General features: G+C 67.1%; 22 protein-coding genes. 15 read left to right on the forward strand and 7 right to left on the reverse strand.

Features of this window, described 5'->3' with window-relative positions; genetic code table 11:
• Positions 1–22: 22 nt before the first annotated feature.
• The gene (locus ACP7CK_RS10075) at positions 23–760 is read left to right on the forward strand and encodes an endonuclease/exonuclease/phosphatase family protein (protein ID WP_035310783.1); all 738 of its coding nucleotides are present in this window, start codon (positions 23–25) and stop codon (positions 758–760) included.
• A gap of 10 nt (positions 761–770) precedes the next feature.
• Here ACP7CK_RS10075 and ACP7CK_RS10080 read toward each other — a convergent pair whose 3' ends face one another.
• Positions 771–2,249 (reverse strand): phospholipase D-like domain-containing protein, encoded by a 1,479-nt coding sequence (locus ACP7CK_RS10080; RefSeq protein ID WP_035310782.1) that lies wholly within the window; start codon positions 2,247–2,249, stop codon positions 771–773.
• Positions 2,250–2,411: 162 nt separating this feature from the next.
• On the opposite strand from ACP7CK_RS10080, the gene ACP7CK_RS10085 reads away from it, so the two are divergent.
• The 3 genes from ACP7CK_RS10085 (at position 2,412) to ACP7CK_RS10095 (ending at position 6,052) form a co-directional block, all read left to right on the forward strand.
• Positions 2,412–2,591: a hypothetical protein gene (locus ACP7CK_RS10085; RefSeq protein ID WP_008260729.1), complete on the forward strand. Its 180-nt coding sequence runs from the start codon at positions 2,412–2,414 to the stop codon at positions 2,589–2,591.
• Between the two features lie 115 nt (positions 2,592–2,706).
• On the forward strand, positions 2,707–5,382 hold the full coding sequence (locus ACP7CK_RS10090; protein ID WP_426025929.1) for a tipN: 2,676 nt from the start codon (positions 2,707–2,709) through the stop codon (positions 5,380–5,382).
• Between the two features lie 79 nt (positions 5,383–5,461).
• Positions 5,462–6,052 carry a hypothetical protein gene (locus ACP7CK_RS10095; RefSeq protein ID WP_426025930.1) on the forward strand — a complete coding sequence of 197 codons (591 nt, stop codon included), beginning with the start codon at positions 5,462–5,464 and terminating at the stop codon, positions 6,050–6,052.
• Here ACP7CK_RS10095 and ACP7CK_RS10100 read toward each other — a convergent pair.
• Entirely contained in the window at positions 6,015–7,217 is a 1,203-nt protein-coding gene (locus ACP7CK_RS10100) for an MFS transporter (RefSeq protein WP_372704500.1), read from the reverse strand. The two genes, ACP7CK_RS10095 and ACP7CK_RS10100, sit on opposite strands and share 38 nt — an antisense overlap.
• A gap of 48 nt (positions 7,218–7,265) precedes the next feature.
• Here ACP7CK_RS10100 and ACP7CK_RS10105 point away from each other — a divergent pair, with 48 nt between their 5' ends.
• Together ACP7CK_RS10105 and pip are read left to right on the forward strand one after the other, a co-directional pair.
• Positions 7,266–7,622, forward strand: a complete 357-nt coding sequence (locus tag ACP7CK_RS10105) for a DUF423 domain-containing protein (RefSeq protein WP_008260335.1) — start codon at positions 7,266–7,268, stop codon at positions 7,620–7,622.
• Positions 7,623–7,668: 46 nt separating this feature from the next.
• Positions 7,669–8,643 (forward strand): prolyl aminopeptidase, encoded by a 975-nt coding sequence (gene pip / locus ACP7CK_RS10110; protein ID WP_426025931.1) that lies wholly within the window; start codon positions 7,669–7,671, stop codon positions 8,641–8,643.
• Between the two features lie 60 nt (positions 8,644–8,703).
• Here pip and ACP7CK_RS10115 read toward each other — a convergent pair whose 3' ends face one another.
• Positions 8,704–9,402 (reverse strand): pirin family protein, encoded by a 699-nt coding sequence (locus ACP7CK_RS10115; RefSeq protein ID WP_426025932.1) that lies wholly within the window; start codon positions 9,400–9,402, stop codon positions 8,704–8,706.
• 117 nt (positions 9,403–9,519) lie between these two features.
• Between ACP7CK_RS10115 and ACP7CK_RS10120 the strand changes: the two genes are divergently transcribed.
• Positions 9,520–10,446 carry a LysR family transcriptional regulator gene (locus tag ACP7CK_RS10120; protein WP_372704498.1) on the forward strand — a complete coding sequence of 309 codons (927 nt, stop codon included), beginning with the start codon at positions 9,520–9,522 and terminating at the stop codon, positions 10,444–10,446.
• Between the two features lie 4 nt (positions 10,447–10,450).
• Here the strand turns inward: ACP7CK_RS10120 and ACP7CK_RS10125 are convergent, their stop codons facing one another.
• The 4 genes from ACP7CK_RS10125 to ACP7CK_RS10140 are packed head-to-tail and all read right to left on the reverse strand — an operon-like array spanning position 10,451 to position 13,056.
• Positions 10,451–10,750: a hypothetical protein gene (locus tag ACP7CK_RS10125; protein WP_008260357.1), complete on the reverse strand. Its 300-nt coding sequence runs from the start codon at positions 10,748–10,750 to the stop codon at positions 10,451–10,453.
• 25 nt (positions 10,751–10,775) lie between these two features.
• Positions 10,776–11,090: a hypothetical protein gene (locus ACP7CK_RS10130; RefSeq protein WP_008259400.1), complete on the reverse strand. Its 315-nt coding sequence runs from the start codon at positions 11,088–11,090 to the stop codon at positions 10,776–10,778.
• Between the two features lie 11 nt (positions 11,091–11,101).
• On the reverse strand, positions 11,102–11,560 hold the full coding sequence (locus ACP7CK_RS10135; protein WP_035308464.1) for a DNA polymerase III subunit chi: 459 nt from the start codon (positions 11,558–11,560) through the stop codon (positions 11,102–11,104).
• A gap of 20 nt (positions 11,561–11,580) precedes the next feature.
• Positions 11,581–13,056, reverse strand: a complete 1,476-nt coding sequence (locus ACP7CK_RS10140) for a leucyl aminopeptidase (protein WP_426025933.1) — start codon at positions 13,054–13,056, stop codon at positions 11,581–11,583.
• Between the two features lie 144 nt (positions 13,057–13,200).
• On the opposite strand from ACP7CK_RS10140, the gene ACP7CK_RS10145 reads away from it, so the two are divergent.
• The 8 genes from ACP7CK_RS10145 to ACP7CK_RS10180 all read left to right on the forward strand — a co-directional run bounded on the left by ACP7CK_RS10145 (position 13,201) and on the right by ACP7CK_RS10180 (position 22,762).
• The gene (locus tag ACP7CK_RS10145) at positions 13,201–14,337 is read left to right on the forward strand and encodes an LptF/LptG family permease (RefSeq protein WP_035308460.1); all 1,137 of its coding nucleotides are present in this window, start codon (positions 13,201–13,203) and stop codon (positions 14,335–14,337) included.
• On the forward strand, positions 14,334–15,470 hold the full coding sequence (gene lptG, locus ACP7CK_RS10150; RefSeq protein ID WP_052005010.1) for an LPS export ABC transporter permease LptG: 1,137 nt from the start codon (positions 14,334–14,336) through the stop codon (positions 15,468–15,470). The genes ACP7CK_RS10145 and lptG overlap by 4 nt, the downstream gene beginning before the upstream one ends.
• A 33-nt stretch (positions 15,471–15,503) precedes the next feature.
• Positions 15,504–17,936, forward strand: coding sequence for an LPS-assembly protein LptD (locus ACP7CK_RS10155; protein ID WP_426025934.1), 2,433 nt, complete (start codon positions 15,504–15,506; stop codon positions 17,934–17,936).
• A gap of 72 nt (positions 17,937–18,008) precedes the next feature.
• Positions 18,009–19,364 (forward strand): peptidylprolyl isomerase, encoded by a 1,356-nt coding sequence (locus ACP7CK_RS10160; RefSeq protein ID WP_230307514.1) that lies wholly within the window; start codon positions 18,009–18,011, stop codon positions 19,362–19,364.
• Positions 19,361–20,356, forward strand: a complete 996-nt coding sequence (pdxA, locus tag ACP7CK_RS10165; RefSeq protein WP_426025935.1) for a 4-hydroxythreonine-4-phosphate dehydrogenase PdxA — start codon at positions 19,361–19,363, stop codon at positions 20,354–20,356. The genes ACP7CK_RS10160 and pdxA overlap by 4 nt, the downstream gene beginning before the upstream one ends.
• 8 nt (positions 20,357–20,364) lie before the next feature.
• Positions 20,365–21,174 carry a 16S rRNA (adenine(1518)-N(6)/adenine(1519)-N(6))-dimethyltransferase RsmA gene (gene rsmA, locus ACP7CK_RS10170; RefSeq protein ID WP_426025936.1) on the forward strand — a complete coding sequence of 270 codons (810 nt, stop codon included), beginning with the start codon at positions 20,365–20,367 and terminating at the stop codon, positions 21,172–21,174.
• Positions 21,175–21,254: 80 nt separating this feature from the next.
• A complete protein-coding gene (locus ACP7CK_RS10175; RefSeq protein WP_426025937.1) occupies positions 21,255–21,635 on the forward strand; it encodes a hypothetical protein in 381 nt (126 codons plus the stop codon).
• Positions 21,632–22,762, forward strand: coding sequence for a pyridoxal phosphate-dependent aminotransferase (locus tag ACP7CK_RS10180; RefSeq protein ID WP_426025938.1), 1,131 nt, complete (start codon positions 21,632–21,634; stop codon positions 22,760–22,762). Before ACP7CK_RS10175 ends, ACP7CK_RS10180 begins: the two co-directional genes overlap by 4 nt.
• Positions 22,763–22,948 lie beyond the last annotated feature (186 nt).

Genomic DNA, 22,948 nt, shown 5'->3' on the forward strand with positions numbered 1-22,948 from the left:
TCGGACACGTCCCTGGGAAATCATGCCCCGCCTTCTGACCTATAACGTCCATCGCTGCGTCGGGACGGACAAGCGTCTGGATGTCGATCGCATCGTCGCCGTGATCGGCGAACACGAAGCCGACATCGTCTGCCTTCAGGAGCTGGACGTGGGCCGGGCCCGCACCGGCAAGGTCGATCAGGCCGAAGCCATCGCCGAAGGCCTGGCCATGACCTCGCGGTTCCATCCGGCCATGAGGGTCGAGGCCGAACTGTATGGCGACGCCATTCTGACGCCGCATACGGACAAGCTGATCCGCGCCGACGCCCTGCCCACGGTGCGCGGCATCCCCGGCCTGGAGCCGCGCGGCGCCATCTGGTCCGAGATTCAGATCGAGGGCGTCGGGGTCAATGTGCTGACCACCCATCTGGGCCTGGTCCCGCGTGAACAACGCCTGCAGGCGGCGGCCCTTGCGGGCGACGGCTGGTTGGCCGGCTGCACCGGCCCCACCCTGCTGGCAGGCGATTTCAACGCCACTTCCATCACCCGGCCCTACCAGACGCTGGCGCGCCGATTGGGCGATTGTCAGCGCCTTTTGAACCTGAAGCCGTCGGTCAAGACCTTCCCCTCGGGCTTCCCCGCCATCCGTATCGACCATTGTTTCGTCAGCCCGGAGATCCGCATCACAGGGGTCAAGGCGGACTTCTCGCCCCTGGCTCGGGTCGCCTCGGATCACCTGCCGCTGATCGTCGACTTCGAGATCGTCCAGCCGTCCCGCTAGGACGAGGCCCCTAGCCGGGCGCCTGGCCGCCTTCCGACGCGGGCCGCGTGCGGTGCGAACGGTTCAGCCTTTTCCAGGGCCGCCAGGCGTCGGTCGATGAGGTGGGGTCGCCCAGTTGCCATTCGGCGAAGATCCGCTGGATCCGCGTCGGCGGATCCGAACCCAAGGACTTGAGCCGGTTACTGCCGAAACTGCTGATGGCCGCGCCCGTCGACCCCAGCACCCCCTCCACAGCCGCAAAATCCTGAGCTGGGACGCCGATCCAGTGACCGATGGTGCGATGGCGATGATGGACGATGACCGCGCGGCCGGCCGCATCGGTCGGCTCGACCGCGACGTCGCATTCGGTGTCCAGCCCCATCGACCGGTTGTTCAGATTGGACGATCCGATCCGCAACAGCCGATCATCGATGATCGACACCTTGGCGTGAACGATGATGCGGTCGCCCTCCGCCGTCAAAGGCGCGAAGGCGAAGAACCGATTGTATTTGTCGGCCTGTTCAAGCCGGTACAGCACCTCGGCGCGGGCCGTATCCATGGTCATGCTGTCGAACCAGCTGGGGCTCTTGCCAGTAGAGACGACAACCACTTCCGGACCGTCGACCTCGGCCAGGCGCTCGGCCAGGGCGGCGGCGATGATCGGCGAGGTGAAATACTGGTTCTCGAAATAGATCAGTCGTTTCGCTCGCCGGATCGCCTCCAGGTGCAAGGCCTCGTTTTCGCGCACCTCGTGGCGGCCGCTCCACTTGGGTTCGGTGCGGGCGATGCCGACCGGCGCCTCGGTCATCTGCACCGGCACGCCGTCAGGCCAGGGATCGCTCTCGACCTCGTCCGGCACGGTCCGTTCCCAGGTCGCCTTGAACCAGCGTTCGCGCGCCAGATCGCCCAGAGCGCGCGCGGCCGGCCCATCCATCACGCACATCACCTCATGCCGGGCCTTGCAGATCACGCCGTTCGGCAGGGCGCGACGCGGATCTCCGTCCAGATGTTCGACAGAATCCCAACGATCCGTCGAGATGTCGCCCCCGCCGCAGAAGGCGACGCGGTCGTCAATGACGATGACCTTCTGGTGGTGACAGGCCCCGATTGGGCCAGGCGCGTCCATGCGGAACTCGACCATCCGCTTGCGGAACCAGCGCTGGGCGCGGTGGGGATAGAAGCCCTGGGACGCGGCAATCAGCAAAGGCGACTTCCAGATCAGCAGCCGGACGTCCAGGTCCGGCTTGCGCTTCACCAGCATGCGCAACTGGTGGCCGATCTCATGCTGTCTTTCGCCGGGCCGGGTCTCCGGATCCAGGTGGGTGCGGGGGTCGAACTGCCAACCCAGGACAACGATCGACCGTTCAGCTTTCTGGAGGGCGGAGGACAGCGCGTCGAAATAGGTTTCGTTCTCCATCAGGATGGAAAACCTGTGCGCGATCTCGCTGCGCCAGACGCCCGCTCCGGGGGTCAGCAGACTGCCGTCATAGCTGTCGCCGTCTTGGGTCATTCAGCCTGCCTGCCCGATTCGCATGACACCGCGATGCGGACGCCCTCCTCTTCTCCGTTTCATGCACGCCACGCCCGGTCAATCTTTAGGCGGCGGGATTGTGACGTTCGCCAAACAGGCGCATAAAACAATCGGCCATGGGGGCTGTTGGAGACGCCGTCTATGCAGGCGCTGGTGGAACTGATCGCTGGCTTCATCGCATTGCTGGCGGCTGCCGTACTGTCGCAGTTCGGCGTCGACATCCATTCGTCCCAGCCTGCGGAACGCGAAGTCCATCGCAGCGCAGACTGCCGTCCGGACAAGTCCGCCGCCTTCAGCGCAGATACCAGGCGCGATTGCTGATCGCGAACAGTCCACGTCTGTTGAATCTGTACGGCTTGGACCTTGGGTTTTGACCCGCTAGGGTCGAATCGGCGCGTTCTCGCGCGCCACGCGCATGAATCGAGCTCGACGCCTGATGAAATCCCGTAACCGGCCGCCGCTTAAACTGACCAACGACGAGGCCGTCCCGCCCCTCGAGATGCCGGACACGCCTGCGTCTGACGTCGAGATCGAGGTCGAGGTCGGGCCGACGCCCGAGATTGAAGCCGAGCCGCATGCGGAGTTGGAGCCCCTGCCCGTAAGGCCGCCCGAACGGCCCATGTCCGAACGCCGCCGCCGCCGTCTGGCGGAAGAGGCGCGCCAGGCCGAGGAACGCGCCGCCGCAGCTCTGAAACCCAAGCCGGAGCCCGTGCCCGAGGCCGAGCCTGCCCCGCCGCCCGTCGAATCCCTCGACGTCGTCCCGGCCGTCGCGCCGGAGATCGATCCGGAACCGACGTTTGAATCTTCCGCCGCTGTCGAGATGGCCGTGGCCGCAGGCAAGCCCCCGGCGCCGTTCGAGCTGTCGTCGCCTCAAATCCTGAGATCAAGCGTTTCCGCGCGTGCTGCAGCGACCGCGAGCGGCCGGACCGCCTATCTGATCGCCGTCCTGGCCTCGGCCCTGTGGATCGGCGGCGTCGCTTCATGGGCCGCGTATGAGTTCGGCTCCGGCGCGGCGGACCTGGATCCGTTGCGCTTCGCCATCTACGCCCTGATGGCTTTGGCGCCGGCCGGCCTCGCCATAATGCTGGCCCACGCCGTACGTCAGGGCGCCGGTCTGGCCGCCGAGACACGGCGCGCCCGCGATATGGCCGAGGCCCTGGTCGCCCCCACCGCCCTGGCCGCCCAGCAGACCGGCCAGGTGCTGAATTCCCTGCGGACCGATATCGACCACGCAGCCCTCGCGGCCGAACGCGCCCGCAACGACATGGTCCTGTTGCGCCAGGCCCTGGCCGAGGAGACGGATCGCCTGAACGCGGCCGCCGAGAACGCCGCCCGCACGGCGCGCCGCCTGACCGAAAACCTCGCTCGCGAGCGTGATCAGATGCAGACCCTGGGCGTCCATCTCGACAGCCAGGCCACGGGCGTCATCGATGCGGTCGAGCGGCAGTCGCGAATGGTCGCCGACGCGTCCGACCTGGCCCAGGCCCAGCTCCGCGAGGCCGAGGCCGCCCTGGCGGCTCGCGCCGCCGATCTGGCCGCCGCGGCCGGCGAGGCCCAGGACGCCGCCCGCGTCGCCGCCGACGACCTGGCCCGCCAGACCATCCGGCTGGAAAACGCCGGCTCCGGCGTGGCCGAACAGATCCAGTCGGTCGAACAGGGGCTGAGCCAGCAGCGCGCCGCCCTGGTCACGGCCGCCTACGCCCTGCGCACCGATCAGGAAGACTTCTCCGCCCAGGTCGAGAGCCAGCGGGCCCAGTTCGTCGAAAATCTGTCGGCGACACGCACAGCCGCCGACGAAATGGGCCGGACGTCTCAGACCTCGATCGAAAGCCTGCGCGAAATCCTGGAAGCCGCCGGCGACCAGTTCCGCGCCCTGGTGGACATGTCCCAACGCGAGGCCGACGGTTTCGACGCCGCAACCAAGGTTTCGCTGGATCGGTTCGAGGCCCTGGCCGCCGACGCCCGCGACACCCTGATGGAGGAAACCCGCCGGGCGCTGGAACAGATGCGCGCCACGGCCGAAGATTCCCGCGCCGCCGCCGCCGACGCCGCCGAACAGGCGCGACTGCGCGCCGACCGGCTGGGCGAGGCCTTGTTCGAGGCGGCCCAAAAGGCCGATCAGGCCGCCGACGCCCGTATCGAGGACGCCCGTCGCATCGTCGGCGAGACCTCGGGCCTGGTGGACGAGGCCGGCGAGCGGATGGTCAAACGGCTGGAAAGCCTGGTGGACCGCCTTAACTCCGCTCTGTCCGAGATCGACACCGCCGTCGCCGATGTGGACGAACGCGCCGCGCGTCTGCCGGAACAGGCGCGCGCCCGCGTCGACGCCGTCCGCGCCAGCGTGGAGGAAGGCCTGGCGTCCCTCGCCGCCGCCTCACGCAAGGCCGCCGAAGACACGGAGGCCCTGGATGTCGGCTTCCAGGAACGGGTCCGCCGCAACTATGACATGCTGACCGAGGCCGTGCGCCTGATGGGGGTGGTCTCGGGCGACGCCCCGACCGGCCGTATTCGCGAGCTTCCGCCTGAGCCGGAACGCCATCGGCAGCCGCGAAGCGCCACGCCGACCGAGCCCTCGCCGGAAGACAGGGCGGCCGACAGAGGCTTCGGGCTTCGCAATCGTCTGCGTCTGGCCCCGACGGAAACGCCGCGCGCTGCGCCTGCGCCGGACGCGGGCCTCGACTGGAACGATCTGGTGTCCGGCGGCCGCGACGATCCGCCTCTGGATTTGGACACGCCGACGGCCAGCCCTGCGGAAACCGCCGCCCTGTCGGACCGGGTCGCGGCCGCGATCCGCCGCATGGGCGTCGATCCCAATGCGCTCCTGCCCCGTTCACGCGTGGAAGAGGCGGCGCGTCTGCTGGGCGACGGGGACGCCGACGGCGCGCGTCGCATCGTGCGCCGTGTGGCGCCGGCCGCCGTCCGCAGCGTCTCGCGCCGTGTGCTCAGCGACCCCGAACTGCGCGCCGACGCCGAGCGTTATGTGGCCGTCTTCTCTCAGGACATATCCACCTACGCGCGCAGCGGCGACGCTCAGGCCGTGCAGAACCGCCTCGCCTCTGACGGGGGTCGCGCCTTCATGCTGTTGGATGCGGCCGTTGGAGACCTCGGTTGAGGCTTGACGGCGGACCCAAGTTCGAGCCACCTGCCTCGGTCACGAAAACGTCACGCGGTGGGCGGGGTTTAAGGTCGAAATGACGAACGAGACCGAAGGCCCCAACCGGCCTGACCGACGCCCCGGAATCGCGATCTGCACCTATGACGGCGATTCCGGCTGGGATCTGGTCGAGGATCTCTCTGGCGAAGCCTGGAGTCCCCCGGGGGCCCGCACGATCCGGGTGTCGATTGGCGATCCGGACGCCCTGGCCGACACCTTGGGCGCGGATCTGAAAGACGGCCGCTGCCGCGCCGTTCTCCTGGTCGGTCGCACGCACAAGGGCGCCGCCTTCCGCATCCAGATGCGGGCTGAAAACAGGGCCTTGGACCGAAAGGACCGTCTGTCTGTCACCGGTCCGGGCGTGGCCCGCACCACCGCTCCCGTCGCCGACATCCTGCGCGCCCTTCACGCCTCCGGCCTGCCCGCCGAGGCCTCGTCAGAGGCTGAGGACGATGCGGGCTCCTATCTGCTCTATCGCATCCTCGCCGACCTCGACGATGGACCGCACACCCCCGCCGTTGGCCTGTTGCGGTCTCCGGCGTCCGCGGATGAGACGGCGGTGAAGAAGGCGGTCAAGGCCGCCGCCTCGATCATGGCCGGCCATATGGCCCTGTCGCCTCGAACCTAGCCCGAGCAACCAGCATCGGCTTCAAGGCCATGACAGCGATCAGGCCCAATCCGGCCAGGCCGGCCATCGCCAAGTATCCGCCCGCGCCATAGGCGTCGTACAACGGACCGCTCGCCAGGGTCGCCAGACCGATCAACACCCCCGCCGACAGGGTCGAACTCAGGGTCTGGGCCGCCGTCTGGCTGTCGCGTGGGGCCAGCCGTTCGATCAGTTCGATCCCGGCCAGATAGCTGGCCGCAAAACTGAGGGCGTGCAGCGCCTGGAGCGGCCACAGGATCCACAACGGGGGCGCCGCCGCCATCAGCCCCCAGCGCAGCACGGCCGCCGTCGCAGCGAGCGCCAGCAGCGGCCAGGCTCCAATCCCGCGCCGACGACGCCAGGGATCGACAATCCACATGAAGCCGATCTCGGCCGCCACGGCGAAGGCCCACAACAGCCCCGTCAGATGCGGTTCAATCCCCTGCCCCCGCCAGACAATCGCGGAGAAACCATAGTAGAAGGCGTGGGCCGCCTGCACCGCGCCTATGGCGACCAGGGCCGTCACCAGAACGGGATCTTTCAACAGTCGCCCCATGCCGCGAAACCGATCCCAGCCGGGGATCGGAGGGCCGTCATGCACCGGCTCGGCGGGCAGCACCCGCCAGGCCACGACCGCTATGCCCAGACAGGCCAGGATCACGCCGACGATGACCGCCTCGGGCCCCGTCGCCCGCAGGACGAACCCCACGGCGATATTGGTCGCGACAAAGGCGGCGGAGCCGAAACCGCGCGGCACGGCGAAGCTGAATCCTTCACGACGGGCCAGTCTCAGGGTGAGAACGTCCGTCAGGGGGATGATCGCCGCCGCGCCTGTCGCGCCGATGAACCAGCAGACCGCCCAGGCTGCGAATCCTTCGGACAGACCCGCCGCTCCGTATCCCAGGCCGGCCAGGGCGGCGAGAAGGGCTATGGGCGTGCGGCGATAGCGGAAGCCGTCGGCCCAGACGGCCAGGGCAGGCCCCGTGATCAGCCGTCCCAGCATGGGGGCGGCCAGAAGGACGCCGATCTCCGCCCCGCTCAGTCCCTGGGCGCGCATCCAGAGGCCGGCGTAGGGCAGGCTGACGCCCAATCCGCCGAACATCAGGACATACTGCAGCGCCGCGCGCGATCTGGATCCCAATTCCATCGCCCGCGCATAGCAGACTTCCCGGATTCGTCAGGCTAGGTTCCTTGCATGACACCGAGTCGCAATCTGATCGTCTTCGCCGCCCTGAACGGGGCTCTTGCCGTCGCCCTGGGCGCCTTTGCGGCCCACGGCGCCGGGCCGCAGGTCAAGACGCTGCTGTCCACCGGCGCCCATTATCAACTGGCCCACGCCGTCTTCGCCCTGGCCTGCACCCTGTGGACCGGCGGTGGTCGATGGGCGCGGATCGCCGGCTGGCTGGGCGCGGCGGGCGGACTTGTGTTCTCGCTCGCCCTGGCCTTCGTCGCCCTGCTCAGTCTGCCCGTCATGGGCGCCGTCGCTCCGATCGGCGGCCTGCTCATGATCGCCGGTTGGCTTTGCCTAGCCTTTGCGGCATTTCGTTCCTAACCCTCAGTACGGCCGCATACGGGCCCAATAGAAAGACCTCGCAAGCATGGCCTTCCCCACGCCCGTCGAGCCGCGTCGCGAACTCTACCCCGAGATCGAACCCTTCGCCTCAGGCTGGATGACCACCGACGGCGTCCACGAAATCTATTACGAGGAAAGCGGCAATCCGCAGGGCCGGCCGGTTCTGGTGCTGCACGGCGGACCCGGCGGCGCCGTCAATCCCGGCATGCGCCGCTATTTCGACCCGGCCCAGTATCGGATCATCATGTTCGATCAGCGCGGCTGCGGCCAATCCCGCCCCCACGCCTCGCTGGAAAACAACACCACCTGGACCCTGATCGAGGACATTGAGCGGCTGCGGGAACGGTGCGGCGTCGACAAATGGGTGGTGTTCGGCGGGTCCTGGGGCTCGACCCTGTCCATGGCCTACGCCATCACTCATCCTGAGCGCGTCCTGGCCCTGGTTCTGCGCGGCATCTTCCTGCTGACCAGGAAGGAGTTGCACTGGTTCTATCAGGACGGCGCCTCGATGATCTTCCCGGACGCCTGGGAAAGGTTCGTCGCCCCCATACCCGAAGCCGAACGGGGCGACCTGATGGGCGCCTATTACAAGCGGCTGATCGGTGACGACGTCGCCGACCGCGAAAGTTGCGCGGTCGCCTGGTCCAGCTGGGAAGGCGAGACGGTCAGCGTCGAGGGCCCCAACGCCAGGCCGGACAAGTTCGCCGAACCCGAATTCGCGGTCGCCTTCGCCCGGATCGAGAACTGGTTCTTCACCAACGCGGGCTTCTTCCCCGAGGATGGCTGGATCGTGAAGAATGTGGACCGGATGCGCCACATCCCCTGCTGGATCGCCCAGGGCCGGTTCGATGTCGTCACCCCGATCGCCAGCGCCTGGTCCCTTCACCGGGCCTGGCCCGAGGCGAAGCTGGACATCGTCGCCGACGCCGGCCACGCCTCGTCGGAGCCGGGCATCGTCGACAGCCTGGTCCGCGCCACAGACTGGGCCGTCGGACTCTGATCACAGAAAGGGGCGAATGACGGCGCCGGGCAGGTTCGTCCCGCCCGGCGCCGTTCGTCGTCAGGCCGCGTCCACCAGCACGACCTCGGCGTCCGAGATCGCCCTGACGGTCACGACATCCTCCTGGGCGATCGCAGCGCCGTCGCGGGCGTTCAGGCGAACGCCATTGACTTCGATCTCGCCCTTGGCCGGAACCAGATAGGCGCGGCGGTTCGATCCCAGGGCGTAGTCGGCGCTGTCGCCGGCGTTCAGGGTCGCCGCCACGATCCGAGCGTCGGTGCGGATCGACAAGGCGTCCGCATCACCTTCAAAGCCCGAGGCCAGGACCACGAACTGGCCCGAACGTTCGCCCTTGGGGAAGGGTTTGGTGCCCCAGCTGGGCGCCTCGCCGCGCTTGGTCGGCTCGATCCAGATCTGGAAGATCCGGGTCAGCTCCGGCTCGGCGTTGTATTCCGAGTGACGGATGCCGGTGCCCGCGCTCATCACCTGGACGTCCCCGGCCACGGTGCGGCCCTTGTTGCCCAGGCTGTCCTCGTGGGTGATGGCCCCGTCGCGGACATAGGTGATGATCTCCATATCGGCGTGCGGATGGGGCGGGAAGCCGGTTCCGGCGGCGATCTCGTCGTCGTTCCAGACCCGCAGATTGCCCCAGCTCATCCGCTTGGGATCATAATAGTTGGCGAAGGAGAAGTGGTGCTTGGCGTTCAGCCAGCCATGGTTGGCGCCGCCCAGCGATTCAAACGGTCTGCGCTCGATCATCGGTCTATCCTCAGGCCGGGCCGTCCCGGCGTCATTGACTTGACGCCAAGATAGAGATCGACGACCGAACAGAAATAGAAACACCTGAAACTCATCGTTTCCAACGCAGAGGCCGCCATGTCCCGCCTGCCCGACCTCGAGGCCATGGCCATCTTCGCCAAGGTGGCGGAGGCCCAGTCCTTTTCCGGCGCGGCCGACGCAATGGGAATGTCCAAGGCGACCGTGTCCAAGGCGGTTACACGGCTGGAGCAGCAGCTGAAGACCACCCTGCTGCACCGGACCTCGCGCCGCTTCTCCCTGACCGACGCGGGCCGGACCCTGGCGGCGCGCGCGGGCCTGATGCTGGCCGAGGCCGAGGGGGCGGTGTCGGAGGCCCTGGACATGTCGGTGACGCCGCGCGGCCTCGTGCGGCTGGCCGCCCCCATGTCCTTTGGCATGGCCTATGTCGCCCCCGCCCTGCCCGAGTTTCTGGCCACCCATCCCGACGTCTCTGTCGACCTGCATCTGTCGGACGAGGTGATCGACCTGGTCGGCGGCGGATTCGATTGCGCCCTGCGCATCGCCGCCCTGCCGGATTCCTCCCTGACGGCGCGGCGCCTGAGGCCTGTCGAGCGCCGGCTGGTGGCCTCGCCGGACTATCTGGCCCAGCGCGGCCGCCCGACCCATCCGCACGATCTGGAACGTCATGCCTGTCTCGGATACGCCTATATGCCCACCCCCGACGTCTGGCGGTTCATCAATGACGCGGGCGAGGAAGTGTCTATCCGACCGCGCGGCCCGCTTCGGGCCAACAACTCAGACGCCCTGACCGCCTCGCTTTGCGCGGGCCTGGGAGTCTTCCCTCAGCCGGACTTCATCTACTGGAAGGACGTCGCCGACGGTCATCTGGAGACGGTGATGAGCGACTGGCGACTGGCGCCCATCGCCCTGCATCTTGTCGCGCCGGGCGGCGGGCCGCGACCGGCGCGGGTCACGGCCCTGATGGACTATCTGGCCAGACGGTTCAGCGGCCCCCTGTGGCCCGGTGATACGGTCGGGCGCTGACGCCTCAGCCGCACTTCACCTGCTGGATCACGCCCGACGCCTCGTCATAGACGAAGTTCACCCGGTTCTCGCGATAGTCCATGGTCGCGGCGCAGGTGGTGCACAGCACCCTGAAGCTCTGCCCTTGCGGCGCGGCGGGCAGCGTCGAACGATTGCGCCCGACATAGGCCTGGTAATCCTCGACCCTGCAGGCCTTGAAGGCGGTCTCGCCGCCCGGCGCTGGGGGCGTTGCGGGCGTTTGGGCGCAGGCCGACAGCGCAAGTCCGGCGGCCATCAGGGAACTCAGGATGAAGGCGGTCTTCATGGTCGTCTCCGGGATACGTCGCGGCCTAGCCGCAGCGGACCTGTTCGATGATGCCGGTGTCGGCGTTGTAGAAGATGTTCAGCCGATAGGCCGAATAGTCCTGGCTGACAGGACAGGTGGTGCAGGTGACGCGGCGGTTCACCACATCCACCGGCACGGGAATCTCGGTCCGGGACTTGCCGACCAGATACTGCATCTCGCCGGCTTTGCAGATGTCGGTCGTCTGGCCGGTCGGCATGCGGCTGCCGACGGGCGGGTTCAGCTGGGCGCGTTCGACCGTGCGGGGCGCCGGCTGGTCGGCGACGGGCGTCGAACAGGCCGCCAGCAGGCCCAGTCCCACGAACCCGGCGATCAGGCCGCCTTTTCCCAGCGCCCTTCGTCCGTCTGACGCCAATAGGCCAGATTGGCGCCCTGTTCTTTCAGCGTCTTCCAGCGCCCGCGCGCGTGTTGCAGCGCCGGCTCGTCCCGACCGTCGAAAATGATGAAGCATCGTTCAAACCCTTCCGTCACGCCCAGTTCTGCGTCGTCGACGATGAACAGCGCCTGAGCGCCGTTCAGGTTCTCTCCCGATTCGCTCAGCAGCACAGGCTGGCGATCCGCATGGGGCTGATCGGCCCGGCCATGCGGAAGGAAACTCTCATCATGAAAACTCCACAGCCGCTCGTCGACATCGTCCAGCCGATGGGCGTGCGCGGACTTGATCAGGGCGCGCCAGCCCCGCTCGAGCGTCTTCTCGAGCAGGGTCGGCAGCACCTGGTCCAGCGTCGAACGCTCCAGGTGGTAGAACCAGATTTCGGGCTTGCCGCTCATCCGGCTCTACCGTCCGGAACTCAGGCTTCGTAGGAGTCGGCCACCATGCGGTCCAGCGTGCGCACGGCGAAGCCGACGCCGCCTTCCGGCACGGTGGGGCTGGGGCTCTTGTTGGCCCAGGCGGTCGGGGCGATGTCCAGGTGGGCCCACGGCACGCCGTTGGTGAAGCGCTGCAGGAACAGGGCGGCGGTGATCGAGCCGCCGGCGCGGCCGTTGCCCGTGTTCTTCACATCGGCGATCTTCGAGTCGATGTGCTGTTCATAGATGTCGGGGATCGGCATCCGCCAGAAATTCTCGCCCACCTTCTTCGACGCCGCCAGGATCGGATCGGCGACCGCGTCCGAGTTGGAGAAGACGCCGGCGTAGTCCAGGCCCAGGGCCACGATCATGGCGCCCGTCAGGGTGGCCAGGTCGATCATGAATTTCGGCTTGAAACGCTGCTGTGTGTACCAGAGGGCGTCAGCCAGAACGAGGCGGCCCTCGGCGTCGGTGTTGATCACCTCGACCGTCTGACCCGACATCGACACGACCACGTCGCCGGGGCGCTGGGCGTCGCCGTCCGGCATGTTCTCGACCAGACCCAGCACGCCGACGGCGTTGACCTTGGCCTTGCGGCCGGCCAGGGCGATCATGGTTCCGGTCACGGCGGCCGCGCCGCCCATGTCCCACTTCATGTCTTCCATGCCGTCGGCCGGCTTGATCGAGATGCCGCCGGTGTCGAAACAGACGCCCTTGCCGACGAAGGCGATCGGCTGGCCGCCGGCCTCGCCGCCGTTCCACTTCATGACCGCCAACTGGCTTTCGCGACGGCTGCCCTGGCCGACGCCCAGCAGGGTGCGCATGCCCAGCGTCTCCATCTCGGCCTCGCCGAGGATTTCGACCTCAAGACCCAGGCTTTCCAGCGCCTTGACGCGCTTGGCGAACTCGGCCGGGTACAGGACGTTGGCGGGTTCGGACACCAGGTCGCGGGCGAAGATCACGCCGTCGGCGACGGCCGACAGGGGCTCCAGCGCGGCCTCGGCGGCGCGCAGGTCCGACGTCACGACGCGGATCGCGGTGATCGACGGGATCTTGTCGGGCTTCTGGGTGGTCCGGTACTTGTCGAACCGATAGGCGGCCAGACGGGCGGCGAAGCCAACGCGGGCCGCCTGTTCCGGCGTCAGGCCCGAGGCGTCGATGGTCAGAACCTCGGCGCCCGACAGTTTCACCGCCGCATAGGCGGCGCCGCCGAAGGCCTCGACCGCCAGGTCGTCCAGCTTGTCCGCAGCCCCGGCGCCGACCAGCAGCACGCAATCGGCGTTCACACCCGACGGCGCGGCGATGCTCAGCGTCTGTCCAGACTTGCCGACGAAACGGCTCTTGGACATGGCTCTGGTCAGGGCGCCGTTGGCCTTGGCGTCCAGTTCCGGGCCTGAACCGGCGAGCGTGCGGTCCTCATGAACCGGCACGGCGAGAATTTCAGCGGCGTCCACGGCAGCGACGAACTCGATCTTCATACAGTGACTCCAGCCAGGCCCCACCCGGCGTTTACAACGGAAGAAAAAGACAAACGGCGCGTCTGCTTGTCGCGGACGCGCCCTCCTGTGCTACTAGATGCGCCTCATTATCGCCGCCTGCAACCGGGCGAAGTCCATCCGCCCATGACCCTGATTCAAAGATACCTTTTCCGCCAGATCTCGCTGCCCGTGGTTGCGGCCTGCGCTTCCTTGGCTGGAATCGGGATTCTGAGCCAAAGCCTCGACCAACTGGAAGTCATTGTCGAACGCGGCCAGAGCGTGTGGGTCATGGTGAAACTGACCCTGCTGGCCCTGCCTCAGCTGCTGGCGGTCATCCTGCCGATCGGTCTGTTCGTCGGCGCCCTCATCGCCCTGACCCGAATGCAGCGCGAGCAGGAACTGACGGCGGCCTTCGCCGGCGGAATGACGCGATGGCAGGTGATCTCGCCCGCGGCGCGACTGGCGTTCCTCGTGCTGATTCTGAATCTCGTGATGACCCTGTTCGCCCAGCCGTGGGCCCAGCGTGAAGCCCGCAACCAGGCTTTCGCCATTCGCACGGACCTGGCGGCCCTGCTGGTCGAGGAGGGCCAGTTCGTCCAGGGACCGGACGGCCTGACCGTCTATGTCCAGCAGATCGAACAGAACGGCCTTCTGAAAAACCTGTTCGTCTACCTCGATGACGGCAAGTCGACCCAGAACTGGAGCGCCGCCGAGGCGCGTTTCGGTCGTGACGCCGCCAATGAGCCGGTTCTCACCATGATCGACGGTTCCTGGCAGAAATATTCGTCGCGCGGCGTCCTCGAGACCCTGTCCTTTGACAGATACGACTTCCCCCTGGGTCAGTTCTCCGGCGTGACCGAGCAGATTCGCTACAAGCCGGCAGACCTCTATCTTCGCCAGTTGTTGAATCCCTCGCCCCGCGTGCTGGAGACCGCCGGCTCGCGCGGCGAACTGCTGGCCGAGGCCCACGCCCGCATCGCCGCCCCGCTCTACGCCCTTGTCGCCATGGCCATGGCCCTGGCCGCCATCATGGGCGGATCGTTCAGCCGCACCGGCTATTCGCTTCGGATCGCCAAGGCGGCGGGCGTCTTCCTGTTGGTCCGGGTGATCGGCTACGGACTGGTGGCCGCCAGCGCCTGGAACCCGTGGATGAACATCCTGCAGTATCTGGCGCCCCTGATCGTCGTCGCAGCGGCCGTGCGGCTGCTGTTCCGCGCCCTCAAGCCCCGCAAGCGCCGAAAGTCGCCGGTCATCGACCGGCTGCGCGCGAGATTCGCATGACCCTGGCCCTTCTCTCGCCTTCCCGATTGCGTCTGCCTCGGCTGGGGCGGATCGAACGCTATGTGCTGATCCAGCAGCTTCGTTCCCTGGGCGTGGCCCTGGCCGTGATCTCCGCCCTGGTCATGCTTATAGACTTCGTCGAGGTGTCGCGCGGCGTAGGTTCGGATCAGGACCTGTCCGCCCTGCGTATCCTGGGCCTCGTAGCCCTGAAATCGCCGTCGGTGATCGTTCAGCTTCTGCCCTTCGTCTTCCTGTTCGGAACCTTGGCCGCCTATATCGGCCTGAATCGGCGCAGCGAACTGGTGGCCATGCGGGCGGCGGGCGTTTCGGCCTGGCGGTTCGTGCTGCCGGCTGCAGGCATGGCCCTGGTCCTGGGAGTTCTGACCGTGACCGTTCTGGGCCCGCTCGCTTCGGCCGGCGACGGCCTGTGGCAGCGCGAACGGGCGCGCATCTCCGGAACAGCCCCCGGCGCCAGTTCCAACGACGCCATCTGGCTGCGCGAGGGCGACGACCAGAGGCAGATGATCATTCGCGCCGGGCGGCAGGACCGCGCCAACGCCCGGCTGCTGGATGTCACCTTCTTCATCTACACGACCGATGCAGAGGGCAACCGGGACTTCTCGGAGCGGATCGACGCCCGGTCCGCCGCCCTCAGCGCCGGCCGCTGGCGGTTGACCGATGCGGTGGGCGCCAGCATCGGCCAGCGCGCCGTGACCTATTCCAGCCTCGACCTCCTCTCCAGCCTGGCGGATGAAGAGGCCTTCGAGCGGTTCGCCCGCCCCCAATCGACGCCCTTCTGGTCATTGCCGAATCAGATCCAGCGAATCGAGGACGCCGGCTTCGCCTCCACCGCCTATCGCCTGCGCTTCCAGCAGCTGCTGGTCACCCCCCTGGTGTTTGCGGCCATGTCGATCCTGGCGGCGGCGTTTTCGTTGCGGCTGATGCGTCTGGGCGACCTGGCGAAGATGAGCGTGGCGGCCGTGGTCCTGGGCTTCGCCTTCTTCTTCCTGAACCAGTTTTCGTCCGCCATGGGATCGGCCGAGGTGGTGCCCCCCTTCGTGGCGGCCTGGTTGCCGCCGATATTGACGGCGCTCGCCGCCTTCACCTTGCTGTTCTATACCGAAGACGGCTAAGCGAGCGCCTCGCTCAAGACAGACGGATGGTTCATGCAGGGTGATCGCGATCAGCGTTCGAAGGCCTTCCGGGCGCGGCTTCTGGCCGGCGCGGCCCTGTTCGTCTGCGTCCCCTTCGCCGGTGTCGCCGCAGCGCAGACGACGCCCGCCTCGGACGGCCTGCCTCAAGGCGCCGTCTATGTCGACGCCGCCAGCACCAGCCGCACCGGCGATCTGATCACCGCCGAAAGCAACGGCGGCGACCGGGTCTATCTGCGCGCAGACGGCAATGTGCTGCGTGGCGACAACCTCGCCTATGACCTGTCCAGCGGCGCCGCCTCGGCCAGCGGGCGCGTCGAAGCCGTGTCGGCGGATGGGACCATCGTCTACGCCAGCCATCTGGAAACCGATCGCGACCTGAAGGCGGCCATAGCGGTCGATTTCGCGACACGGTTCGAGAACGGCGCCAGTCTGATGGCGGCGACGGCGGTTCGGCGGAGCGAAAACGTCAATGAACTGAACTACGCCATTTTCACCCCCTGCCCGATCTGTGATGCAAACGGTCCCAAACGGCCCAGCATCTCGATCCAGGCGGAAAAGGTGGTCCAGGACGAAGCCCTGCGCGCCGTCATCTATCGCAACGCCATCTTCCGGGTCGGCGGCGTCCCGGTCTTCTACACCCCGTTTTTCGCCCACCCCGACCCTACGGTGAAACGGGCGTCTGGCTTGCTGGTGCCGATCATCAACTATGATGAAGGCCGGGGCGTCTCGATCGAGGCTCCCTATCTTCACGTCGTGTCGCCGTCCGAGGACTGGCTCATCAGTCCGCAGATCAACACGCGCGTCGCGCCGCTGCTGAACCTGCAATGGCGCCGCCGGTTCGTGAACGCTTCGATCTTTGCGCGCGGCGGCTACACCTACGAACGCAATTTCGGCGATTTCGACCTGAACGGCGACGGCGCCTATGAAAGCAACGTCCGTTTCGGCGACAAGGAACACCGCAGCTATCTGCTGTCCCACGGCGAATACGATCCTGACGGCCCCTGGCGTTTCGGCTTCACGGCGGAGCGCACGTCCGACAAGACCCTGTTCGACCGGTATGACGTGCGCAACACCTATCAGGACAACGGGCTGTATTACGGTGACCGTCGTCGGCTGATCAGCCAGATCTACGCCGAGCGTCAGACCGAGCAATCCTATGTTTCGGTCGCCGCCTTCTCCATTCAAAGCCTGCGGCTGGACCCCGCCTTCGAGGCCAACGACTTCCGCGACGCCTCCGGCTTCAAGGTGTTCGAGGAGGACGACGATCTGCCCCTGGTCGCGCCGCTGATCGATGCGCGCTGGGAACCCGCAGGCTACGTCTTCGGCGGTCGACTGCGGCTGAAGGGATCGGCGGTTTCGCTGTACCGCGATAATTTCGTCGGCACGCCGATCCTGAACCCTGACATCGTGCCGGCGGTGACGACGGGCTTGTCCGGCGTGGATAGCCGGCGAGTGACCGCCCAGGCGGAATGGCGTCGAACCTTCATCACTGGCCTGGGTCTGCGGGTCGAGCCGTTTGTCGACGCGAGGGTCGATCTCTACTCCCTGTCCGATCTGCCGCCGATGATGGGGGTCGACAGCGACGAGTCGCTCAGCCGCACGCGCTTCAGCGCCGGGGTCGATGTCAGCTATCCGTTGATCAAACGCACCCAGCGCGCGGACATCATCCTCGAGCCGGTCGTACAGGTTTCGGTTTCCAACAAGGCCGACATAGATCCCCGCATTCCGAACGAGGATTCGCAGGTCATCGAGTTGGACGAGTCATCGTTGTTCCGCATGGATCGCTTCTCCGGATACGATCTGGTCGAGGGCGGATCGCGGGTCACGGCCGGCGGTCGTGCGACGGTTCGCTGGTCTGAAGGCCGCAGCGCCAGCCTGTTCGTCGGCCGAAGCTATCGCGCCGATGACGAAGACGCCTTCCGCACCACGGTGCCGGACAGCACGACCGGCGCGCTTTACGATCCGACCGGTCTTGCGTCCTCGGCGTCGGACTGGGTGGTGCAGGGCAGTTTCTCTCCTTCCGACCGAATTCGCAGCTGGGGTCACGCCACCATTGACGGGTCCGGCGACATTCGTCGCGCCGAGGCCGCAGTAGACGGCCGCTGGGGACGCCGAAATCTCGCGTCCGTCAGCTATATCGTCGATCGATCCAATCCCTTGTCCGGCGATCAGAATCGAAACTACGAATTCGTCCAGCTTTCGGGACAACAGTTCGTCTATGGCGACTGGGGCGTCGCCGTCACGGGCATCGCCGATCTCGAACGGAACGTCATCACCCGTCAGGAGGTCGGCGTGCTGTTCGACGACGACTGTTTCCGCGTCGAGTTCGGATATCGCCGCGACAATACACGGGTGCGGGCCAGCGGACCGTCGGATGGCGTCTATATACGCCTAAACCTCGCCACTTTCGGAGGTTCAGGTTATGGACAGGGTGAAATGCGTTGAGCATGACGCTTTACGGGGCGCGACCGTCTGCCGACCTGGCAAACGGACCGCTGTGAGGAATCAGGACGACCAATGGGTTTGATGCGTTATTCGACGGGGGCTGCGCTCGCGGCGGTCCTCCTCGCCGGTTCGGCTCATGGTCAGACGGCGTCCGCTCCGGCCGCTCCGCAGGCGTCCGCCGCCGGAGCGCCGAATCCTGCGGCCGGCGACGGTCCCGCAACGGCTCGCCCCGCTCCCCAGTTCGAGATGGCCGACGGCATCGTCGCCACGGTGAACGACAAGATCATCACGGGATTCGATCTGCGTCAGCAGATGCTGATGCTGATCGCCTCGTCGCAGGTCCAGCCGACCGAGCAGAACCTGCCGGCGATCCAGCAGGCCGCCCTCAACCGGCTGATCGAGCAGCGCCTGAAGGCGCAGGAGATCACCAAGTTCGAAAGCCTGAAAGTCACCGACCAGGAGATCGACGAGGAAATCGCCCAGATGGCGCGCCAGGCCGGCGTCACCCCCGCCGCCTATATGGAGTTCCTTCAGCAGGGCGGCATCCAGCCGAACGCCTTCCGCGAGAGCCTGCGCACCGAGATCGGCTGGGGACAGCTGGTGCCCGGCCGCTTCAACAGCCGCGCGCGCCCCAGCACGCTCCAGGTCGACCAGGAAGTCCGTCGTCTCAATGACGCGGCCGCCCAGCCCCAGTATCTGATCGGCGAAATCTATATCGAGGCGGCCCGAGTCGGCGGTCAGGAAGCCGCCATGAACGGCGCCCGCCAACTGGTGCAGCAGATCATCCAGGGCGCGCCCTTCCAGGCCGTCGCCCAACAGTTCTCATCGGCGCCTTCGGCTTCGGCCCGGGTGCCCGGCGACGCCGGCTGGGTGGTCAAGGGCACGGTCCAGCCCGCGCTTCAGACTATCTTCGACCAACTCCAGCCCGGCCAGCTGTCGAACCCGATCGCCGTCGATGGCGGGGTGTACATCATCTATATGCGCGACAAGCGCGACGGCGCGGCGACCAGCCTGGTCTCTCTGCGGCAGCTGATGGTCGAACTGCCCGAGACGGCGTCGGAAGCCGATCTGGCCGCCGCGACCCGCACTCTGGAAGGCCTGCGTCAGGGACTGAACTGCGACAACATCCTGTCCCAGGCGCGCGCGACCCAGGGCGTCATCGGAGCGGACCTCGGCGAATCAGATGTCGCCAACCTCGCGCCCCAGTTCCAGCAGTTCGCCCGCACCGGCGAGATCGGCTCGGTCTCCACGCCGATCCGCACCCCGCTGGGCCTGCACCTGGTCGCCGTCTGCGGTCGCCGGGTCGGCGGCCCCGAGGCCCCGAACCGTCAACAGGTCGAGGGTCGTCTGCGTTCCCAGAACCTGGCCGTGCTCGAGCGCCGCTATCTGCGCGATCTGCGTAGCGACGCCCTCATCGAGTTCAAATGACCCGGCCTCTGGTCCTGACGCTGGGCGAACCCGCCGGCGTCGGGCCGGAGATCGTGGCCGCCGCCTGGAACGCCCTGAAGACCGAGCCGCTGGCCTTCGCCGTCATCGGCGACGCGGACCTGCTCCGCGCTCAGGGCGTGCTGGTGGTCGAAATCAACACCCCCGCCGATGCGCTGCAGCCTTTCGGGCGCGCCCTGCCGGTGATCCATCGCCCCTTGCCGGCCGCGGTCGAGGTCGGCCGTCCCGATCCGGCCAATGCGCCGACCGTCGCCGACGGCATCGAAGAAGCGGTCAGTTTCGTCCTGTCCGGCGAGGCGTCGGGCCTTGTGACCGCGCCGATCGCCAAGGCCCCGATGTACGCCTCGGGTTTCCGCTTTCCGGGCCATACGGAATTCATCGCCGAACTGACCGCAGACGCCCCCTATCCGGGCACGCGGGGGCCGGTGATGATGCTGACCGCCAGGGATCTGCGGGCCTGCCTGGTCACGATCCACGTCGCCCTGGGACAGGTCGCGGAACTGATCACCGCAGACCGCGTGGCCCGCACCGCCCGCGTGGTTCACGAAAGCCTCAAGCGCGACTTCGCCATCGCCCGTCCGCGCCTGGCCATGGCCGCCCTGAACCCTCACGCCGGCGAAGGCGGCGCTCTGGGCGTGGAGGAGATCGAGACCCTGCGCCCGGTGGCTGCGCAGCTCCGGGCCGAAGGAATCGACATCACCGACCCCAGGCCCGCCGACACCCTGTTCCACGACGAGGCGCGGGCCGGCTATGACGCCGCCCTGTGCATGTACCACGATCAGGCCCTGATCCCGGTCAAGACCCTGGACTTCTGGGGGGGAGTGAACGTCTCCCTGGGCCTGCCGATCATCCGCACTTCGCCCGATCACGGCACCGGTTTCGACATCGCCGGCCAGGGGATCGCCCGCGCCGACAGCCTGATCGCCGCCGTCCGACTGGCTTCGGAGATGGCGGCGGCGCGCGCCGCGCGCTAACAGGGCCTGTGACCGACCTTCCTTCCCTCCGCGAAACCCTCGACGCCCACGGCCTGCTGGCCAAGAAGAGCTTCGGTCAGCATTTCCTGCTGGACCTCAATGTGACGCGCAAGATCGTCCGCATGGCCGGGCCGTTCGACGGCCGCGCCGTGATCGAGGTCGGCCCCGGCCCCGGCGGCCTGACCCGCGCCCTGCTGGAATCCGACGCCGGCCCCGTGGTCCTGGTCGAAAAGGATCCGCGCTTCGTCCCCCTGCTGACCGAACTGGACGACGGCTCCGGCCGCCTGACGATCGTCGAGGCCGATGCGCTGAAGGTGAAGGAGGCGGACCTGGTCTCCGGCCCCGCCCACATGGTCTCCAACCTGCCCTACAACGTCGGCACGGCCCTGCTGATAAAATGGCTGACCGGCCCGTGGCTGCCCCACAGCCTGACCCTGATGTTCCAGAAGGAGGTCGCCGAGCGTGTGGCCGCAGGGCCCGGCGACGACGCCTATGGCCGGCTGGCGGTCATTTCCCAGGCCGTCTGCACCGCCCGCATCGTCATGCACCTGCCCGCCGCCGCCTTCACCCCGCCGCCCAAGGTGGCCTCGGCCGTGGTCCATCTGGTCCCGCTGGACGAGCGGCCGTCGCCTGAACGCCTGAAGAAGCTGGAACGCGTCACCGCCGCCGCCTTCGGCCAGCGCCGCAAGATGCTGCGCTCCAGCCTGAAACAACTGGGCGGCGCCGAGCTATGCGAGGCCGCCGGCATCGAGCCGGACGTGCGGGCTGAAACCGTGGACGTCGCGGGCTTCCTGCGTCTGGCGGATGCGCTCCAATGACCGACAAAAGGCCGAAGGTGATAACGCGTCCGCGTAGAAGTCCTTGGCCCTCAGTTTTGTTCGTCCTGATAGTCGGCGTGATGCTGATTCTACAGTCGGGACTGGAAATCTTCAGTGTCGGCATGGGCCTGAGCTGCGACGTAACTGGTGCTATAGAACGTGCGCCGTGGTTCATGGGGATTTGCGCCCTCATCGTTGTTTTTGCGATGATCAGCTTCGGATTTAAGCGAGCGCTTAGGGCTGTCGGACATGCCGTCGCATTGCAGCTAGCTCTGACTGGTTGGTTGATACTGACCTTGTTTGCTTATGGCCGTTGTATTTCGCAAGAATACCCGTCGTTCATGGAGCGTCACGCTCACCCCATCGGTTGGGTCCTGTTGGGTACGGGCTTGATGATGTTGGCTGGAATGCGTGCCGTGTCCTACTTCGCTAATCGTTCCTGGACTCGACCGAAAAGATGACCGTCGAACCCTTCCGCGCAATCTCCGTCAGCCGTCTGGCGCACCAGCTGAAGGCCCAGGGCCGTTCGATCATCCACATGGAGTTCGGCCAGCCCTCGACAGGCGCCCCCGTCGCGGCTATCGCCCGCGCGCATCAGGTGCTGGACGCCGACGCCATGGGCTATTGGGAAAGCCCCGACCTGCGCGCCCGGATCGCACGCCTGTATGAAGATCACTACGGCGTCACGGTCGATCCCGACCGCATCCTGCTGACCTGCGGCGCCTCCCCCGCCCTCGTCCTGGCGCTCAGCACCCGCTTCAGGCCGGGCGACCGCATCGCCCTGGCCCGCCCCGGCTATGTCGCCTATCGCAACACCCTGCGCGCCCTGCACCTGGAACCCATCGAGATCGCCTGCGGTCCCGACACCCGGTTCCAGTTGACCGCCGCTCAACTGGAAGCCCTGGATCCGGCCCCCGCCGGCGTCATCATCGCCAGCCCCGCCAATCCGACCGGCACCATCATCCCCGAGGCAGAACTCGCCGCCATCGCCGATGTCTGTCGCGCGCGCGACATCGCCATCGTCTCGGACGAGATCTATCATGGCCTCAGCTACGTCGGCCCGACACCGTCGATGCTGCAGTTCGCGCCCGACGCCATGGTGATCAACAGCTTCTCCAAATACTGGAGCATGGCCGGCTGGCGCCTGGGCTGGCTGCTGGTTCCCGAGACCCTGATCGACGCCGCCCGCGCCTATATCGGCAACATGTTCCTGACCCCGCCCAGCCTCAGCCAGCACGCCGGCCTGGTCGCCATGGACGCGATCGACGAGCTTGAGGGCCATATCCAGACCTACGCCCGCAACCGCGACCTGATGCTGGCGGCCCTGCCGACCCTCGGCCTGAAGAAGATCGCGCCGCCCGACGGCGCCTTCTACATCTGGGCCGATATCGGCCATCTGACGGACGACAGCGTGGCCTTCTGCGAACAACTGTTGCGTGATACCGGCGTGGCCACCGCGCCCGGCGTCGATTTCGATCCCGTCGACGGCCATCGCTTCATCCGCATCAGCTTCGCCGTTTCCACGCCCGAGGTCGAGACGGCCCTGGCGCGACTCACGCCTTGGTTCGCGGCGCGCACGCCGCTCTGATCGCATCCGCAAAACATCGACTTGGCAATCGTGGGGCGTACCTAAGCAATCGCCCCTAGATAGAAATTTACCCTCTGGAACTCCTGTTGTGGAATAAAGGGTGCAGTTGAGCAGCGCCGAAGTCGACGTCGCGTAGGACGCCCCCGCCTGGCGTGATGTCGGCGCCGCTTCTCAGCCGAAGACGAC

Origin of the sequence: Brevundimonas sp. TSRC1-1 (assembly GCF_049898245.1) — a bacterium.
Lineage (GTDB): Bacteria > Pseudomonadota > Alphaproteobacteria > Caulobacterales > Caulobacteraceae > Brevundimonas > Brevundimonas mediterranea_A.